The organism is Streptomyces sp. NPDC015661 (genome assembly GCF_043077765.1).
Lineage (GTDB): Bacteria > Actinomycetota > Actinomycetes > Streptomycetales > Streptomycetaceae > Streptomyces.
Map to the genome: position 1 here is coordinate 395,919 of NZ_JBIBST010000003.1, position 16,801 is coordinate 412,719.

Genomic DNA, 16,801 nt, shown 5'->3' on the forward strand with positions numbered 1-16,801 from the left:
CTAGAGTCCCTTGATCGTGATGGTGATGGTGGAGCCCTCGGGCGCGGTCCCGCCGCCCTCCACGGACTGGCTCGCGACCGTGTCGCCGAGATAGGGGAAGGACTTCTTGACCTTCACCTCGAAGCCCGCGTCCTCCAGGGCCGCCTGTGCGTCGGCGGTCGTCTCACCGGTCACGTCCGGGACCTCGACCAGCTTCGGGCCCTTGGAGACGGTGAGGGTGATGACGTCGCCCTCGGCGGCCCTGCTGCCGCCGGCGAGGGACTGGGCCGCGACGGTGCCGGCCTCCTCCGGGGAGTTGATCCGCTCCGGGGCGACCTTGACGGTGAGCCCCTCCTCCTGGAGGGCGGCCGTGGCGTCGGCGACCGTCTCGCCGCTGACGTCGGGCACGTCGATCGGGGAGCCCTTGCTGACCACGAGCGCGACGGCCGAGTCGGGGCTGCGCTCGGTGCCGGGCTCGGGGTCGGAGCTGATCACGGCGCCCTGCGCGACGGAGTCGCTGAAGTCGTAGCTGATCACCCCGGGCGCCAGGCCCTCGCGCTTCAGGGTGCGCTTGGCTTCTCCGAGCGGCTTGTTCTTGAGGTTGGGGACCTTCACGATCTGCGGGCCGCGGGAGAGGGTGAGGGTGACCGTGTCGTTGCCCCGGACGCGCTCGCCGGGGGCCGGGTCGACGGCCATGACCGTGCCGCGCTCGTACACGTCGCTGAAGTCGCGCTTCGTGGCGCCGACGTCGAGACCGGCGTCGGTGAGGCGCTTCGTCGCGGCGGCCTCGGACTGGCCGAGGACGGCGGGGACACGGGTGAACTGGCCGGAATTGATGTACCAGACGCCGGCGCCGAGGCCGAGGGCGAGGAGGACGGCGGCGACGAGGAGGAAGGGACCGCGCGGCGGCCGCCTGCGGGCGGCGGGCGGTGCCTCCGGGGCGGGCAGCCGGTTGGTGTGCTCCGTCGCCGCCGGTACGGGGCGGGCGATCACGCTCGTCCGGTCCTCGGCGGTGTCCCGGGCCTCGGGGCGCGCCAGCGGGGGCACGGCGTCCAGCTGCTCGTCGCCGAGCCCGGCGCGGGCCTCCCGGAGCAGGGCGAGCAGGGCGACGGCGTCGTACGGACGGAGCTCGGGATTGCGGGCCGTGGCCGCCGCGACCAGGTCGTCCAGCTCCGGGGCGAGGCCGGGGACGGTGGCGGAAGGGGCGGGCACGTCGGTGTTCAGGTGCTGGTAGAGCACCTGGGCGGGGGTGTCGCCGGAGTGCGGCTTGCCGCCGGTGAGCATCTCGTAGAGGACGACACCGCAGGCGTACACGTCGGCGCGGGTGTCGGCGGTGCCGTGCTCGATCTGCTCCGGTGCGAGGTACGAGACCGTGCCGAGGACCGCGCCGGTCGTGGCGGTCGCCGAACCCACGGCCCGGACGAGACCGAAGTCGGCGACCTTCACCCGGCCGTCGTCCCCTATCAGGACGTTCTCCGGCTTCATGTCCCGGTGCACGAACCCGGCCCGGTGCGCGGCGCCGAGCGCGGCGAGCACCGGCTCCAGGATGTCCAGCGCGGCACGGGGCGAGAGGGCGCCGCGCTCGCGCAGGACGTCGCGGAGGGTGCAGCCGGCGACGTACTCCATCGCCAGATAGACGTACGCGCCCTCGGCGCCCTGGTCGAAGACGCCGACGACGTTGGGGTGCGCGAGCCGGGCGACGGACTTCGCCTCGCGGATGAACCGCTCGACGAAGGCGGCGTCGGTGGCGAGGTCGGGGTGCATCACCTTGAGCGCGAGGACGCGGTCGAGGCGGGTGTCGACGGCCCGGTAGACCGTGGCCATGCCGCCGACGGCGATGCGCGCGTCCACGCGGTAGCGGCCGTCGAGCAGCCGCCCGACGAGGGGGTCCTGAAGGGTCGTGTCCACGGCGACGAGTCTACGAGGGCGGTACGGGGTGCCGGGCCTGGCGCCCACCACTGCAGCCCACCTGCGACGCACACCCCGCACGACGCCGCACCCGCGCCCGATGGACGGCGCCCTCATCCGCCCCCGCCGTGTGTGCCCGCGCCCGTCCGGGGCGGCACCCCCACCCACACCCACCCCCGTGTGGGCAATCGTCCCGCTGGGGCGATGGGGGTCCCCCCTGCTCGAGCGAAGCCGAGAGCTTGGGGGAGGGTGGGCACACGGGACGGCGCGCTCTAGCGGCGCCTCCGCGTTCCGCGCCTGGACCCGCACCACAAGCTGCGGCGCCCAACGTGGTGCGGGTTCAGGCTCGGAAGCCTCTGGCGCCGGCAGGGCGCGGGTCCGTTGTGCCCACCCGTTCCGCCCCTTGCGGAACGCCTGCCCACAACGGGGGCGGCGGGTGGGCACCGCCCCGGCGGAACGCCTGCCCACAACGGGGGTGGGCGGGGTGGGCAGCGCCCCGGCGGGACCAGTGCCCACAACGGGGGTGGGCGTTGGTTCGTTGTGGTTAGAACGCCGGGCGTTCTGGGTCCAGGTGGGCCTGGCCCGTCGTCGGGGAGGACGCCGATGCGAAGTGGCGGCGCGGGATCCGGCCCGCCCGGTACGCCAGCCGCCCCGCCGAGACCGCGTCCCGCATCGCGGAGGCCATCAGCACCGGCTCCTGCGCCCGGGTCACCGCCGACGCCAGCATCACCGCCGCGCACCCCAGCTCCATCGCGAGCGCCGCGTCGGAGGCCGTGCCCGCGCCCGCGTCGAGGATGACCGGGACCCCGGCCCGTTCCACGATCAGCTGGAAGTTGTGCGGGTTGCGGATGCCGAGCCCGGAGCCGATGGGGGAGCCGAGCGGCATGATCGCGGCGCAGCCCACGTCCTCCAGCTTCCGGGCGAGGACCGGGTCGTCGTTGGTGTAGGGGAGGACCACGAAGCCGTCGTCGACCAGCGTCTCGGCCGCGGCGAGGAGCTCCTCCCCGTCGGGGAGGAGGGTCCGCTCGTCGGCGACGACCTCCAGCTTGATCCAGTCCGTGCCCAGCGCCTCCCGGGCCAGGCGGGCCGTGAGGACGGCCTCGCCGGCCGTGAAGCAGCCCGCGGTGTTGGGCAGGACCTGGATGCCGAGCCGGGTCAGGACCGACAGGACCGAGCCCTGGACCGTCGGGTCCAGGCGCCGCATGGCGACCGTCGTCAGCTCCGTACCGCTGGCGACGAGGGAGCGTTCCAGGACGTCGAGGCTGGGGGCGCCGCCGGTGCCCATGATCAGGCGGGAGGAGAACTCCGTACCGCCGAGGGTGAAGACGTCGTCGGACATTCCTCAGCCTCCCTGCACGGCCGTGAGGACTTCCACCCGGTCGCCCTCGTCCAGCAGCGTCGTGGCCCACTCGCCGCGCGGTACGACCGTCTCGTTGAGGGCGGCGGCGACCCCGGAGCGGGCCGTGGTCAGGGTGGTCACCAGGTCGTCCAGGGAGAGCGGGCCGGAGAGCTCGCGCGTCTCTCCGTTCACGGACACGTTCATGCGGGCTGCTCCTGACGTACAGGGGAGAAACGGCGGGGGGTGAAGGGGCGCGCCTCGTCGGGGAGGGCGCCCGTGGTGAGCGCCTCGGCCATGACGTCGCCGGTGACGGGGGTGAGCAGCACCCCGTTGCGGTAGTGGCCGGTGGCCAGGTGCAGGCCGGGCAGGGCGGTGGGGCCGAGCAGCGGCGCGTTGTCGGGGGAGCCGGGGCGCAGCCCGGCACAGGTCTCGGTGAGCGGCAGCTCCGTGAGACCGGGGACCAGCTCGTGGGCGTCGCGCAGCAGCTCGTACACCCCGCCCGCCGTCACCGTGGTGTCCCAGCCGAGTTCCTCGCTGGTGGCGCCGACGACGAGCTCGCCGTTCTCGCGGGGCACCAGGTAGACGTGGCTGCCGCGGACGACGGCCCGGACGGTGCGGGAGAGGAAGGGGGCGTACGGCGCGGGGACGCGGAGCCGCAGGACCTGGCCCTTCACGGGGCGGACCGGCGGCAGCACCTCCTCCGGCACGCCCGCGAGCCGCCCGCTGAGGCTGCCCGCGGCGAGCACGACCTGGTCGACCGTCAGCTCCTCGCCGCCGGTGAGGAGGACTCCGCGGGCCCGGTCGCGTACGACCTCCAGGCGTTCCGCGAGCGTGCGGTGGAAGGCCACCCCGGCCCGCTCGCAGGCCACCACGAGGGCGGCGGCCAGCCGGCGAGGGTCGACCTGGTGGTCGCCGTCGACCCGCAGTCCGCCGCGCACCCCCGGGGCCAGCATCGGTTCGAGGCGGCGGCAGTCGCGGCCGCTGAGCCATTCGGAGACGAGCCCGCAGCGGGTCTGCAGGGCGTGCAGTTCGCGCAGATGGGCCCGGTCGTCGGCGTCGAGGGCGACGGCGAGGGTGCCGCAGGCCCGGTAGCCGACGTCGTGGCCGGTGGCTTCCTCGAGTTCGGCGGCGAACGCGGGGTAGCGCGCCGCGGAGGCGAGGTTGAGCCCGAGCAGGGTCTCCTCGCCGTAGTGGAGTTCGGTGACGGCGGCGAGCATGCCGGCCGCGACCCGCGCGGCCCCGCCGCCCGGGTCCGGGTCGACGACGGCGGTGCGCAGTCCGCGCTGCGCGGCCCGCCAGGCCGTGACCAGGCCGATGATGCCGCCCCCGACCACGAGGACATCGGAAGAACGCATGGGCGTCCAGCCCCTCCCTTCGCCGGCATGACCCGGATCAGGTTCGTACGGTCGGAGGCCGTCCCAGCCTCCCTCTCAGCCCGGTGCGTCCGGGCTCCCGCGAGTGCTTTACGCCCGCCAGACTAGCCCGCGTCTCCCGGGGGCCACAGACCCCTCCCTTCCTGACGGTCCGTCAGATGCGTAAGGTGGTCGGGTGAGCGAGCAGAAGCAGGCCCAGCAGCACGTCGTGATCGTCGGCGCCGGAATGGCGGGCGTCCAGACCGCCGTCGCCCTGCGCGAGCAGGGCTTCACCGGACCCCTGACCCTCATCGGGGCCGAACCCCACCAGCCCTACGACCGGCCACCGCTCTCCAAGGCGATCCTCCTCGGCAAGGCCGAGGACTCCGCCTTCGAGATCGACTTCGAGGACCTCGACATCGAACTCCGCCTCGGCCTGGACGTCACCGGGCTGCGCCCCGCCGACCACGAGATCGACACCGAGGCCGGACCCGTCGCGTACGACACCCTCGTCGTCGCCACCGGCGCCCACCCCGTCACCCTGCCCGGCACCGAGGGCGTCCCCGGGGTCCATCTGCTGCGCACCCTCGACGACGCCGTCCGCCTCGGGCCCGTCCTGGAGCGCCGCCACTCCGTCGTGGTCGTCGGCGCCGGCTGGATCGGCGCCGAGTTCGCCACCGCCGCGCGCGAGGCGGGCTGCGCCGTCACCGTCGTCGAGGCCGCCGACCGCCCGCTCGCCGGAGCCCTGCCCGCCGAGGTCACCGCCCCCATGGCCGAGTGGTACGGGGCGAACGGCGCCGAACTCCTCACCCACGCGCGCGTGCTCACCGTCGAGCCCGGTGCGCCCGGCCGCGTCGTCCTCGCCGACGGCCGCGAACTGGCCGCCGACGCCGTCGTCGTCGGCATCGGCGCCCGCCCCGCCACGAGCTGGCTCACCGGCTCAGGCATCGCCCTCGACCCGAGCGGCGCCATCACCGCCGACGACCGGCTGCGCACCTCCCTGCCCGATGTGTACGCCGTCGGCGACTGCGCCTCCTTCCCCTCCGCCCGCTACGGCGAGCGCCTCCTCGTCCACCACTGGGACAACGCGCTCCAGGGCCCGCGCGCGGTCGCCGCGGCCATCACCGGGGCCGCCGACGCGCCGTACGACCCGGTGCCGTACTTCTGGTCCGAGCAGTTCGGCCGCTTCGTCCAGTACGCCGGGCACCACGCGCACGCGGACCAGCTGCTGTGGCGCGGCGACCCGGCCGACGAGGCCTGGTCCGTGCTCTGGCTGCGCGCCGGGGTGCCCGTGGCCCTCCTCGCCGTCGGCCGCCCCCGCGACCTGGCCCAGGGCCGCAAGCTCATCGAGGCCGCCGTCCCCGTCGACCCGGAGCGCGCCGCGGACCCGTCCGTCCCCCTGAAGGCGGCACTCAGGTAGGGCCCGACTACCGGCTGTCAGTCCGGGATGGCAGGCTTGTCCTGTGACCGAGATTGACGTAAAGATCGATGCGCTCGTCCCCGCCTGGCTCTACGTGCCCGACATCGCGGAGATGCTCGATGTCGACGTGGTGCGCGTGCGGCAGCTGATCAAGGAAGGCCAGCTCATCGCCGTGCGCCGCGGCGAGAACAACGCCCTGCAGATCCCCGCGGCCTTCATCCAGGGCGACAGGATCGTCAAGGGTCTCGTCGGACTCCTGACCGTGCTGCGGGACGACGGCTTCACCAACGAGGAGATGCTGGAGTGGCTCTTCACTCCGGACGAGAGCCTGCCGGGCACGCCCGCCCAGGCGCTCAACGAGAATCGCGGTACGGAGGTGAAGCGCCGCGCCCAGGCGCTCGCCATCTGACGCAGGTACGCACCGAAGACACCACCCGCGGGTGTCGCGGCGCCCCGCCCCTCCAGGGGCCGGGCGCCGCGGCACCGGCGCACGAACGGGGGGAACCCACCCATGTCCACGCCTCGTGAGCGGCTCGCCGACGCCCGCCTCTACCTGTGCACCGACGCCCGGAAGCGCCAGGGCGACCTGCCCGCCTTCCTCGACGCCGTGCTCTCCTCCGGCGTGGACATCGTGCAGCTCCGCGACAAGGGCATGGAGGCCGGTGAGGAGCTGGAGCACCTCGCCGTCTTCGCCGAGGCCGCCCGTCGGCACGGCAAGCTCCTCGCCGTGAACGACCGGGCCGACGTCGCCCACGCCATCGGCTCCGACGTCCTCCACCTGGGCCAGGGCGACCTGCCCGTGCCCGCCGCCCGCGCGATCCTCGGCGACGAGCTGCTGATCGGCCGCTCCTGCCACGCCGAGTCCGAGGTGGCCGCGGCCGCCGCCGAGCCGGGCGTGGACTACTTCTGCACCGGCCCCTGCTGGCCCACCCCCACCAAGCCCGGACGGTACGCGCCGGGGCTCGGCCTCGTGCGGTACGCGGCGGGTCTGGCCCAGGACCGGCCCTGGTTCGCCATCGGCGGCATCGACGAGACCAACCTCGACGAGGTCCTGGACGCGGGCGCCCGCCGGATCGTCGTCGTCCGCGCCATCACCGAGGCCGACGACCCCGCCGCCGCGACGGCCGCCCTCGCCAAGCGCGTCCGTGAGCGCGCCGGCGTGTAGGACCCTCCGAAGCCGCGGGAAGCCGCCCGGCGAGTTGTCCGAAAAGGTGTCCAACACTCGGGCGCCGGCGTGTAGGACCCTCCGAAGCCGCGGGAAGCCGCCCGGCGAGTTGTCCGAAAAGGTGTCCAACACTCGGACAGCGCTCCCGCGGCTCCCCGGACCGCGTCTAACCTGCCGGTATGGCCCTTGGAACCGCTTCCGTCCGATCGGACCGTGCACGCACGGTGCGCGAGATCCTCGCTGCCGGTGACACGTCGTACTCCTTCGAGTTCTACGCGCCCCGGACCGAGAAGGGCGAGCAGGTCCTCTGGAACGCCATGCGCCGCGTCGAGGCGGTCGGCCCCAGCTTCGTCTCCGTGACCTACGGCGCCGGCGGCTCCACCCGCGGCGGCACCGTCAAGGCCACCCAGAAGATCGCCTCCGACACCACGCTCACCCCCGTCGCCCACCTCACGGCCGTCGACCACTCGGTCGCCGAACTGCGCAACGTCCTCGGCCAGTACGCCGACGCCGGCATCCGCAACATGCTCGCGCTGCGCGGCGACCCGGCCGGCGACCCACTGGGGGAGTGGATCGAGCACCCGGAGGGCGTGAGGTACGCCGCCGACCTCGTCCGGCTGATCAAGGAGTCGGGAGACTTCTGCGTCGGCGTCGCGGCCTTCCCGGAGATGCACCCCCGCTCCACCGACTGGGACACGGACATCCGGCACTTCGTGGACAAGTGCCGTGCGGGTGCCGACTACGCGATCACCCAGATGTTCTTCGACCCGGAGAACTACCTGAGGCTCCGCGACAGCGTGGAGAGGGTGGGCTGCGAGACCCCGATCATCCCCGAGGTCATGCCCGTCGTGAACGTGAAGACCCTCGACCGGCTGCCCCAGCTCAGCAACGCCGTCTTCCCCGCGGATGTGAAAGAGCGCATCCTCGCCGTCAAGGACGATCCCGCCGCTGTACGCTCCATCGGTATCGAGTTCGCGACGGAGTTCTGCGCGCGTCTGCTCTCCGAGGGTGTCCCCGGACTGCACTTCATCACGCTCAACAGCTCCACCGCGACGCTCGAGATCTACGAGAATCTCGGACTGCACCAGCAGTCGTGACCGGTCGTACCCGCCCCGACCCGCGGCGGTGACCGTGGAGAGGGGCGGCGGGGCATGGGGTGGACGGTCCTCTACATCGCGTTCGGCGTGGTCGCGCTGTGGCTGCTGGGGGAGGTGCTCCTCCAGTACAAGGCGCGGCTGCGCTGGCGCCTGCTCGCCTTCGGCGGCTTCCTCTGCGTGGTCCTGGGCGTCCTGCTGCCCTCGGTCGTCGTCATCATCGCGGGAGCCGTCGCCTTCGCCGTCGGCCAGACCTATGTGACGCTCTCCTTCCGCCGCGGCTTCTCCACCGGCTGGGCGATCGGCGGCAACCCGGGGGCGAGCCGCCGCCGCAAGGCCGCAGGACCGGCCGAGGCCGGGCCCACCCTGGAGGTCACCGAGCTCTCGTACGACTCGGAGGACACCGCGTACGGCACGGAGGACGGCCCCGGTCACGACGGGCACCCGGAGACCGCCGCCGAGACGACCGCCGTCTACGAGCCGCAGCCGATGCCCGAGGACACCGGCCAGTACGGGGTCTACGGCACGGGCTACGACTCCTACGCTTCCGGGTACGAGCAGCCCTCGTACGAGCAGCCCGCCTACGGGCAGACCTCCTACGAACAGCCCGGCTACGAGCAGCAGCCGGCCTACGACTACGGCGCCGCCGCCGGTCAGCAGCAGTACGCCGCGTACTCCGACCCGTACATCGGCCCGGGCACGGACAGTCAGCAGTACACCCCGTACTACACCGACCCGTACGCCCCCTCGTACACCTACGACACCCCGCCCGGCGGCGTCTGGGTCCCGCAGCAGCGCGACACCGACCAGGCCCCGCAGCACCCGCAGGCCCCGTACGGCTACGAGCAGCCGCACCCGGACGACCAGTACCGCTACTAGGGCCCCCTCGGGCCCACCCGGGCCGGCCGGGGCCTACTGGGAGCCGCGGAAGTCCGCGCCCTCCACGATGAGTCCGGCCACCAGGGCGCCCGACATGCCCGCGTGGGCGAGCCCGCCGCCCGGGTGCGACCAGCCGCCCGCGAAGTGGAGGCCCGGCAGCGGGGAGCGGTTGGCGGCCGGCAGGAGCCGGCCCCCCGCCCCGGCGAGCGCGGGCCCCGGCACCTCGGCGGCGCCGGTGTCCCGCCGGACGTCCTCCGGGGTGCGGACGTGCCGCCACAGCAGCCGCTCCGCGAGCCCCGGGACCGCGCGCGCGGCCGCCTCGGCCATCCGGTCGGCGAAGGGCTCCCAGTCCTGCTCGGGGGAGGTCCGCACCGTCGCCGTGACCGTCACCGACTCGTGGTCCGCGTCCGGGCGCAGCGCCGGGTCGTCCGGCCGCAGCACGGTCACGGTGGGACGGCCGCCCTCGGCGTGCACGACCGTCCGGTGGACCGCGTCCGCCTCCCGGGCGCCGCGCAGGGCCAGACAGACCGTCACCCGGCCCGTCCCGTTCACCTGGTGGTGCGGCCAGTCGTCGCCGTGCTCCCACTCCACGACGTGGTCGCGGTAGAGCGCCGGCACCGGGGCCCCGGACACCACGTGGTCGGCCTCGACGGTCGCTCCGCCGGCCAGCCGGACCCCGGCCGCCCGGCCGTCCTTCTCCAGGACGTCCTCGACCGGTGTGTCGAACACGAACTCCACCCGCCGCTTCCGGCACCGCTCGTACACCGCGTCGGCGAGCGCCCGCAGGCCCCCGCCCACGTACCAGCTGCCGAAGGTCTGCTCCATGTACGGCAGGACGGCGGCCGAGGCCGGGGCGGTCGCCGGGTCGAAGCCGTACGACCAGGCGTACGCGTCGAGGAGCGCCGCGAGCCGCGGGTCGCGCAGCTCCCGCGTCCCGACCTGGGCGAGCGTCGTCGTCGGGCGGCGCAGCAGGCCCGCCTTCAGGGCCGGGTACGGCTCACGGGCCAGCGGCGACGGGTCAGCCGGCTGCGGCTCCTCCAGGAGCGGGCGCCGGGTCCGGTCCCAGGCCTCGCGGGCCCGCGTCAGGAAGTCGCCCCAGCGCTCGCCCGCGCCCGCGCCGAGCGCCGCGTCCAGGGCGGCGACCGTGCCGGCCCGCGAGGCGTTCGGCAGGTCGACGCGGGTGCCGTCGGCGAAGACATGACGGGCCGCCGGATCGACCTGCGTCAGCGAGACGCACTCCTCGAGCGGCTCCTTGCCGGTCTTCACGAACAGGTCGCGGTAGACGGCGGGCAGATGCAGCAGCCCGGGGCCGGTGTCGAAGGCGAAGCCGTCACGCTCGAAGCGGCCGACCGCGCCGCCGTACGCCGACGTCTTCTCGTACACCGTCACCGTGTGCCCGGCGACCGCCAGTCGGGCCGCCGCCGCCATGGCGCCGAGTCCCGCGCCGATCACCACAATCCGTGCCATGCGGGCGAGCCTATCCGGCGCCTCCGACACCGTCGGAGGGCAGGCCGGGCACGGTCAGAAGTGGTCGGACCCGTCGTCCGGCGGGCCCTGGGCCCGTGGACGCGCCCCCATGGCGGTGAGCCGTCTCTCCTCCCGCCGCTGGGACCGGCGGCGCCAGAAGCGGCGGATCCGCTGCGCCAGGAAGACCAGTATCGCCAGGCCCGCCAGGAGCAGGACCGCCGCGATGGACGCCGCCGCCACGGGATGGAAGACGGCGAAGGTGACGATCGCCGCCACACCGAGGTCCTCCGCCAGGCTCAGCACGACGTTCGAGAACGGTTCCGGCGTGGTGTTGACCGCCATCCTCGTCCCGGCTTTGACGAAGTGACTGAGCAAGGCCGTCGAACCGCCGACCGCGCCCGCCGCCAGCTCCGGCAGCGAACCGTTCTGCCCGGCGAGCAGGGCGCCGACCACGGCTCCCGCGATCGGCCGGATCACCGTGTGGACGGAGTCCCATATCGAGTCGACGTACGGAATCTTGTCCGCCACCGCCTCGCACAGGAACAGCACGCCCGCCGCGACGAGGACATCGGTGCGCTGCAGGGACGCGGGCACCTCGTCGGTCAGCCCGGTCGCGCCGAAGACGCCGAACAGCAGGACCACCGCGTACGCGTTGATCCCGCTCGCCCAGCCGCTGGTGAACACCAGGGGGAGTACGGACACGCCCGCGATCGTAACCAGGACTGAGTATCCGTACCTAGGGGTCGAGATGAGTACGTGCGCGGATGGGGCCGCCGCGGGCGGGAGGAGAGAGTGGAGCCAACGGAAGGGGCGCGGCTCCGGTACCGCCGGCACGGGGCTGCGGAACGGGGCCGCGCACCTGCCGGCACGGGGGTGCGAAAGAAGCCGGTGCGGTGAGGCTCGGGGGGATCGAGCCTCGCCGCACCGGCGTTTTCATGACCTGCGCGCGCGGTGGCGGTGGCCGTCGTGCGTCTGCCTCAGCGGCCGCCCACGCGCCCGTGCAGCAGCCGCGAGAGCGCCGCGTGCACGTCGTCCAGGGAACGCTCGCTCTGGAAGGCCTGCCAGTCGAGCGCGGCCACCAGCACCATTCCGACCAGCGCCGCCGCCGTCAGCTGGACGTCGATCTCCTCGCTCAGCTCACCGGCCGCGACGCCCTCGCGCAGCACCCCCTCGACCACCGCCACGGCCTCCTGACGCACCACCAGGAGCGTGGAGTTCCAGGCCCGGTTGGTGCGCCAGAGCTCGGCCACGTACAGCTGGGTGAACGCCGGGTAGCGGTCGATGAAGACGAGGCCCGCCCGGATCATCGCGTCCAGCGCGTCGACCCGGCTCCCGCCGCGCTCCGCGGTCTCCTCGGCCGCCGAGCGCAGGGAGGCGGTGAGCAGCGACACGCCGTGGCGCAGCAGCTCCTCGAAGAGCTCCGTCTTGCTCTTGAAGTTGTAGTAGACGGTGCCCTTGGCCACGCCGGCCCGCTCGGCGATCTCGTCCACCGTCGTCGCGGAGAAGCCCTGCTCCGCGATGAGGGTGACGGCCGCCTCGTAGAGCTTGGTGCGCGTGGCCTGGCGTCGGGTGCTGCTGCTGTCCATGGCGTCGATTCTCACAGGTTCAGAGGGACAGTTCGGGGTGGAGCCGGTCCATCGTCCACACCTGCTTCCTGCGTGCCGAGACGGCGGTCAGGGCCAGGGCGCCGACGGTGAAGGCCGCCAGGACCGCGCAGGCCTGCCAGACCGGTCCGGTCCCGCCGCCCGTGATCAGCCGGCGCAGGGCCTCGACCACGTGGCTCATCGGCAGGAAGGGGTGGACGGCGTTGAAGAAGGCCGGGCTGGTCTGGACGGGGTACGTGCCGCCCGCCGAGGTCAGCTGGAGCATCAGGAACGCGAGCACCAGGATCCGGCCCGCCGCGCCGAAGCGGGCGTTGAGCCACTGGATGATCGCGGCGAAGCAGCAGGTGACCAGGGCGAGGAAGCCGATCGTGCCGGCGGCGCGGTCCATCCGGAGGCCGAGGCCCCAGTGCAGGACCGACATCAGGGCCGCGACCTGCAGGATGCCGATGGCCGCCACCGGGAGCCAGCCCGCGAGCGCGATCCGCCAGGCGGAGCCGCCCGCCGCGAGGGCGCGCCGGTTCAGCGGCTGGATGAGCATGTACGCGACCATCGCGCCGACCCAGAGGGAGAGCGGGATGAAGTACGGGGCGAAGCCGGTGCCGTAGTTCGGGGCCTTGTGCAGGGACTGGGAGGCCAGCTTGACCGGGTCGGCCATGACCTCCGTACGCCGGTCGCGGTCCTGCTGGTCGTAGTCCGGGATCTGGTCGACCCCGTCCTTCAGGCCGGTGGCGAGGGTGCCCGAGCCGTCGGCCAGCTTGAACAGACCGCCGTCCAGGTCGCCCGCGCCCTTCTTGAGCTTGCCGACGCCGGTGTCGAGGCTGACCGAACCGGTCTTGGCCCGGGTGATGCCGGTGTGCAGCTGGTCCGCGCCGGTCGCGACCTTCTGCGCGCCCGTGTTGAGCTCGTTGATCTTCCGGATGGCGCCCTCGACGTCCTCGTCGAGGTGCGGGGCGCGGGCGGCCAGCTCGTCGGCCTGCTTCTTCAGCTTGGCCAGGCGCGCGTCCAGGGTCTTCAGGTCGTCGGAGTTGTCCTTGGTGAGCTCGTGCACGTCGTCGGCGATGGTGGCCACGTCGTCGGCGGTGACCGAGGCCTCCTTGAGCTTCTGGCAGACCGTGGGGTCGAGCGGGGGAGTCGTGGCGGGGGCCTCCAGGCACAGCTCGCGGTGGAGCCGGCCGAGACCGTCGTCGGCCTTGTGGGCGGCGGTGCGCACCAGGGGCGCGCGCTTCACCAGGTCGTCCAGGTTGTGGCGGGCGGCCGTGGCCGAGTCGGAGACGAGGCGGGCGGTGTCGCGGATCGACTTGCCGTTGTTCGCCAGGTACGGGCGGACCTTGTCGGCGGTGCCGTTCACCTTGTCGGCGAGGGCCTGCGTGCCGTTCGCGACCTTGCGGGAACCGTTCTCCAGGTCCTTGGCGCCCTTGTCGAGCTTCTTCAGGCCGGCGGCCAGGTCGCCACTGCCGGACTTGGCGTCGGTGAGGCCCTCCGACAGGCTCTTGGAACCCTTCTTCGCCTTGTCCACGCCCTGCTTGAGGTCGGCCGCGCCCTTGGCGGCCTTCGCGGTGGCGTCGTGGATGTCGGAGAAGGAGATGAAGATCTTGTCGAGGAAGGTGCGGGAGGACTTCGTGGAGGCCGCGGTGCGCACCTCGGAGAAGACCGTCCGGGAGATCTGGCCGACGATGTAGTTGTTGGCGTCGTTCGTCCGCACCCGGAGCGCACCGGTCTCGGGGGAGTCGCCGGAGCTGGAGGCGATCCGGGAGCTGAAGTCGCCGGGCATGGTCAGGGACAGGTAGTACGTCCCGTCCTCCACGCCCGCGCGTGCCTCGGCGTCGCTCACCCGGTGCCACTCGAAGGTCTTGCTCTCCAGGAGCCCCTCGGTGATGTCGTCACCGGCGTGGATCTCCTTGCCGCCGGCGGTGGCGCCGCGGTCCTCGTTGACGAGGGCGACGGGAATCTTGTCGAGCCTGCTGTACGGGTCCCAGAACGAGTACAGGTACAGGGCGCCGTACAGCAGGGGCAGCAGCAGGATCGCGACGAGCGCGGCGCGCGGCAGCTTTCCCCTGCCGAAGCGCTTCAGCTCAAGCGCGGCCAGTTTCGGCGAGCGCATCGGCCGCCCCCTCCTCGGTCGTGGTGTCGGTGGTGTCGGTGGCGTCCGGGGCCGGGGCCGGGTCCGCGTCCGCGGCGGTGGCGGTGGCGGTGGCGGTGGCGGTGGCGGTGGTGGCGGTGGCCGTGGCCTCGCCCTCGTCCTCGCTCCCGCCCGGGACCGTCGTGATGCGCAGGGCGTCCGCGGGGGCCTCGCTGCAGACGGCGAGGACCGTGGTCCCGGAGGCGGCCAGCGAGCGCAGCAGCGCCCAGGCCTCGGCGCGGTCGGCGTCCGAGAGCTTCAGATCGGTGTCGTCCACGGCGAGCAGCCGGGGACGGCCGATCAGGGCCAGGGCGATCGAGAGCCGCAGCGCTTCGAGGCGCTCCAGATCCCGTACGGAGGTCCGCTCGCCCTTCGGCAGGGCGTCGAGGTCCAGGCCGGCGGCCTTCAGGGCCTCGTCGATCCGCTCCCGGGAGGTCGCCGCCCGCTCGGCGGGGCGCCGCAGGAGGGCCCGTACGGAACCGTCGAAGCGGCGCTGGAGCAGGGCCCGCTCGCGCAGGTGCTCGGCGACCGTGAAGGCGGGGTCGAGCTCGCTGACGCCCGGGACCTGGCCGAGCGCGCTGATCCGGCGCACGGCGGCCATCTTGCGGGGCAGGGGGAGGCCGCCGACCTCGGCGTGGCCCTCCTTGGCCTTCATCCGGCCGGTGAGCGCGAGCAGCAGAGAGGTGCGGCCCGAGCCCGAAGGGCCCTCGATCGCCACCAGTGCGCCCGGCTCGGCGCGGAAGGAGACCTCCCGGAAGGCCCAGCCGCGCGGTCCCTTCAGTCCGAAGCCGTCCGCGACGACGGTGGCTCCGTGCGGCTGTTCCCCGGTTTCGGTGCCCACGGACTCACCCCCCATTCCCCTTTTTGAACTGACCAGTCAGTTCAAAAGTTACCCCCGGGTTGGGTTTCAGGCAAAACCCCAGGTCAGCGCGATTGTCAGTGGGGCACGGCACGATGAACACATACGGCCACAGCGCCGTCACGCGACGACAGGAGGCTCGTCATGGCAAGCCCATCCGCAGCAGCCGCGCCCCGCCGCCGTCCCACCCCCGGGGAGGCGGGACCCGGCTCCGACATCCACCCCGTCACGCGCCGCTCCGCCGCCCCGCCCGCCGCCCTCGACCTCCTCGCCAAGTCCCGCGCCGGACTCGCCGAGGCCGCCGTCCTCGACCGCCCCCACGAGCGGTACGCCACCGCCCACCTCGCCGCCCTGCGCGCCGCGGCCGCCGTGCTCGCCGCCCGGGCCAGGCCCGACACCCGGCCCCGCCACCGGCAGCGGATAAGGAGCACCTGGGAGCTCCTCCCCGACCTCGCCCCCGAGCTGACCGAGTGGAGCGCCCTCTTCGCCGCCGGCGCCCAGCGCAGAGCCCGCGCCGAGGCCGGCATCGTCGGCGCCGCCACCCGGCGCGAGGCCGACGACCTGCTCAGGGACGCCGGGCACTTCCTGCGCCTGGTCGAGCGACTGCTCGCCCTCCAGCCGGTACTGCCCCGCCAGCCCGGGGCCGACGAGGGCGGAGGATGATCCGGAAGGCGGGGGCGAGGCCATAGGGTGGGGAGCGTTCGTACCCGTCACCGAGGAGTCAACAGCCGTGCCGGACCCTTCCCCTGTCTTCGGTCGAGAGGCGTCGTCGCGCCCGTCGCGCGCCTCCCTGCGTACCGCCGTCGTCTGGGACGTCCTCAAAGACGCCCTGGACCGCCGGGTCGAGGCCACCGGGAAGGACAGCCTCGACGTCCTCGACACGGGCGGCGGCTCCGGCAACTTCGCGGTGCCGGTCGCCCGCCTCGGCCACCGGGTCACCGTCGTCGACCCCAGCCCCAACGCGCTCTTCGCGCTGGAGCGCCGGGCCGCCGAGGCCGGTGTCGCCGACCTCGTCACCGGCGTCCAGGGCGACATCAAGGGCCTCTTCGACGTCGTCGAGCGCGAGGCGTACGACACGGTGCTCTGCCACGGCGTCCTGGAGTACGTCGACGACCCCGCCGAGGGCCTGCGGAACGCGACGGCCGCGCTCCGCCCCGCCGGCAGCCTCAGCCTGCTGGCCTCCGGCGTCGGCGGCGCCGTCCTGGCCCGCGCCCTCGCCGGCCACTTCACCGAGGCCCGGCACGCGCTCGACGACCCCGCGGGCCGCTGGGGCGCCGGCGACCCCGTGCCCCGCCGCTTCACCGCCGAGCAGCTCACCGAGCTCGCCGACGGGGCCGGACTCGAGGTCGGCGCCGTGCACGGCGTCCGGGTCTTCGCCGACCTGGTTCCCGGCGCCCTCGTCGACACCGAGCCCGGTGCCGCCGAGGCCCTGCTCAAGCTGGAGGCGGCCGCCGCGGAGCTGCCCTCCTTCCACGCCATCGCCACCCAGCTGCACGTTCTCGGCGAGAAGCGGGCCTGAGCGGGACGGCCACCCGTTCGGCGGTGCGGGCCGCGGTGTGCCATGGAGTACGCCACAGCCCGCCCGATCTGGGGCTCCGCCCCGTATGATCGGGGGA

16 protein-coding genes and 1 riboswitch are annotated in these 16,801 nt (G+C 73.7%); of the genes, 7 read left to right on the forward strand and 9 right to left on the reverse strand.

Annotation, left to right across the window (positions count from 1 at the left end):
• The 4 genes from pknB to thiO form a co-directional block, all read right to left on the reverse strand.
• On the reverse strand, nucleotides 1-1,887 hold the full coding sequence (gene pknB / locus ACF07V_RS10270; RefSeq protein ID WP_392152940.1) for a Stk1 family PASTA domain-containing Ser/Thr kinase: 1,887 nt from the start codon (nucleotides 1,885-1,887) through the stop codon (nucleotides 1-3).
• A 544-nt stretch (nucleotides 1,888-2,431) separates the two neighbouring features.
• Complete coding sequence (locus ACF07V_RS10275; protein ID WP_392152942.1) at nucleotides 2,432-3,226, reverse strand: thiazole synthase; 795 nt, start codon at nucleotides 3,224-3,226, stop codon at nucleotides 2,432-2,434.
• Nucleotides 3,227-3,229: 3 nt separating this feature from the next.
• On the reverse strand, nucleotides 3,230-3,430 hold the full coding sequence (thiS, locus tag ACF07V_RS10280; protein ID WP_392152944.1) for a sulfur carrier protein ThiS: 201 nt from the start codon (nucleotides 3,428-3,430) through the stop codon (nucleotides 3,230-3,232).
• A complete protein-coding gene (gene thiO, locus ACF07V_RS10285; RefSeq protein WP_392152946.1) occupies nucleotides 3,427-4,581 on the reverse strand; it encodes a glycine oxidase ThiO in 1,155 nt (384 codons plus the stop codon). The genes thiS and thiO overlap by 4 nt, the downstream gene beginning before the upstream one ends.
• A riboswitch (TPP riboswitch) is annotated at nucleotides 4,579-4,692 on the reverse strand. (Overlaps the previous gene by 3 nt.)
• A 133-nt stretch (nucleotides 4,693-4,825) precedes the next feature.
• Here thiO and ACF07V_RS10290 point away from each other — a divergent pair.
• The 5 genes from ACF07V_RS10290 (at nucleotide 4,826) to ACF07V_RS10310 (ending at nucleotide 9,136) form a co-directional block, all read left to right on the forward strand.
• The gene (locus ACF07V_RS10290; RefSeq protein WP_392153427.1) at nucleotides 4,826-5,998 is read left to right on the forward strand and encodes an NAD(P)/FAD-dependent oxidoreductase; all 1,173 of its coding nucleotides are present in this window, start codon (nucleotides 4,826-4,828) and stop codon (nucleotides 5,996-5,998) included.
• 43 nt (nucleotides 5,999-6,041) lie between these two features.
• Entirely contained in the window at nucleotides 6,042-6,407 is a 366-nt protein-coding gene (locus ACF07V_RS10295; RefSeq protein ID WP_392152948.1) for an Rv2175c family DNA-binding protein, read from the forward strand.
• Nucleotides 6,408-6,509: 102 nt separating this feature from the next.
• Entirely contained in the window at nucleotides 6,510-7,163 is a 654-nt protein-coding gene (gene thiE, locus ACF07V_RS10300; RefSeq protein WP_392152950.1) for a thiamine phosphate synthase, read from the forward strand.
• A gap of 179 nt (nucleotides 7,164-7,342) precedes the next feature.
• Nucleotides 7,343-8,260, forward strand: coding sequence for a methylenetetrahydrofolate reductase [NAD(P)H] (gene metF, locus ACF07V_RS10305; protein ID WP_392152952.1), 918 nt, complete (start codon nucleotides 7,343-7,345; stop codon nucleotides 8,258-8,260).
• Between the two features lie 54 nt (nucleotides 8,261-8,314).
• A complete protein-coding gene (locus ACF07V_RS10310; RefSeq protein WP_392152954.1) occupies nucleotides 8,315-9,136 on the forward strand; it encodes a hypothetical protein in 822 nt (273 codons plus the stop codon).
• 33 nt (nucleotides 9,137-9,169) lie between these two features.
• On the opposite strand, the gene ACF07V_RS10315 is transcribed toward ACF07V_RS10310, so the two are convergent.
• From ACF07V_RS10315 to ACF07V_RS10335, 5 genes are all read right to left on the reverse strand, one after another.
• Complete coding sequence (locus ACF07V_RS10315) at nucleotides 9,170-10,603, reverse strand: phytoene desaturase family protein (protein ID WP_392152956.1); 1,434 nt, start codon at nucleotides 10,601-10,603, stop codon at nucleotides 9,170-9,172.
• Between the two features lie 54 nt (nucleotides 10,604-10,657).
• The gene (locus tag ACF07V_RS10320) at nucleotides 10,658-11,305 is read right to left on the reverse strand and encodes a DUF4126 domain-containing protein (protein WP_392152957.1); all 648 of its coding nucleotides are present in this window, start codon (nucleotides 11,303-11,305) and stop codon (nucleotides 10,658-10,660) included.
• 275 nt (nucleotides 11,306-11,580) lie between these two features.
• The gene (locus ACF07V_RS10325; RefSeq protein WP_093876528.1) at nucleotides 11,581-12,189 is read right to left on the reverse strand and encodes a TetR/AcrR family transcriptional regulator; all 609 of its coding nucleotides are present in this window, start codon (nucleotides 12,187-12,189) and stop codon (nucleotides 11,581-11,583) included.
• A 19-nt stretch (nucleotides 12,190-12,208) separates the two neighbouring features.
• Entirely contained in the window at nucleotides 12,209-14,308 is a 2,100-nt protein-coding gene (locus tag ACF07V_RS10330; protein ID WP_392152958.1) for a YhgE/Pip family protein, read from the reverse strand.
• Complete coding sequence (locus ACF07V_RS10335; protein ID WP_392152959.1) at nucleotides 14,280-15,167, reverse strand: ATP-binding cassette domain-containing protein; 888 nt, start codon at nucleotides 15,165-15,167, stop codon at nucleotides 14,280-14,282. The genes ACF07V_RS10330 and ACF07V_RS10335 overlap by 29 nt, the downstream gene beginning before the upstream one ends.
• 162 nt (nucleotides 15,168-15,329) lie before the next feature.
• Here ACF07V_RS10335 and ACF07V_RS10340 point away from each other — a divergent pair, with 162 nt between their 5' ends.
• Both ACF07V_RS10340 and ACF07V_RS10345 read left to right on the forward strand, forming a co-directional pair.
• Nucleotides 15,330-15,848 carry an SAV_6107 family HEPN domain-containing protein gene (locus ACF07V_RS10340; protein WP_392152961.1) on the forward strand — a complete coding sequence of 173 codons (519 nt, stop codon included), beginning with the start codon at nucleotides 15,330-15,332 and terminating at the stop codon, nucleotides 15,846-15,848.
• Between the two features lie 67 nt (nucleotides 15,849-15,915).
• Entirely contained in the window at nucleotides 15,916-16,704 is a 789-nt protein-coding gene (locus ACF07V_RS10345) for a methyltransferase (RefSeq protein ID WP_392152963.1), read from the forward strand.
• Nucleotides 16,705-16,801: the final 97 nt, after the last annotated feature.

What these genes read in the sequence shown, in the direction of transcription:
- ACF07V_RS10275 (WP_392152942.1), bottom strand. Translation starts at nt 3,226, where the DNA reads ATGTCCGACGACGTCTTCACCCTCGGCGGTACGGAGTTCTCCTCCCGC.
- thiS (WP_392152944.1), bottom strand. Translation starts at nt 3,430, where the DNA reads ATGAACGTGTCCGTGAACGGAGAGACGCGCGAGCTCTCCGGCCCGCTC.
- thiO (WP_392152946.1), bottom strand. Translation starts at nt 4,581, where the DNA reads ATGCGTTCTTCCGATGTCCTCGTGGTCGGGGGCGGCATCATCGGCCTG.
- ACF07V_RS10290 (WP_392153427.1), top strand. Translation starts at nt 4,826, where the DNA reads ATGGCGGGCGTCCAGACCGCCGTCGCCCTGCGCGAGCAGGGCTTCACC.
- thiE (WP_392152950.1), top strand. Translation starts at nt 6,510, where the DNA reads ATGTCCACGCCTCGTGAGCGGCTCGCCGACGCCCGCCTCTACCTGTGC.
- metF (WP_392152952.1), top strand. Translation starts at nt 7,343, where the DNA reads ATGGCCCTTGGAACCGCTTCCGTCCGATCGGACCGTGCACGCACGGTG.
- ACF07V_RS10310 (WP_392152954.1), top strand. Translation starts at nt 8,315, where the DNA reads ATGGGGTGGACGGTCCTCTACATCGCGTTCGGCGTGGTCGCGCTGTGG.
- ACF07V_RS10315 (WP_392152956.1), bottom strand. Translation starts at nt 10,603, where the DNA reads ATGGCACGGATTGTGGTGATCGGCGCGGGACTCGGCGCCATGGCGGCG.
- ACF07V_RS10325 (WP_093876528.1), bottom strand. Translation starts at nt 12,189, where the DNA reads ATGGACAGCAGCAGCACCCGACGCCAGGCCACGCGCACCAAGCTCTAC.
- ACF07V_RS10330 (WP_392152958.1), bottom strand. Translation starts at nt 14,308, where the DNA reads ATGCGCTCGCCGAAACTGGCCGCGCTTGAGCTGAAGCGCTTCGGCAGG.
- ACF07V_RS10340 (WP_392152961.1), top strand. Translation starts at nt 15,330, where the DNA reads ATGGCAAGCCCATCCGCAGCAGCCGCGCCCCGCCGCCGTCCCACCCCC.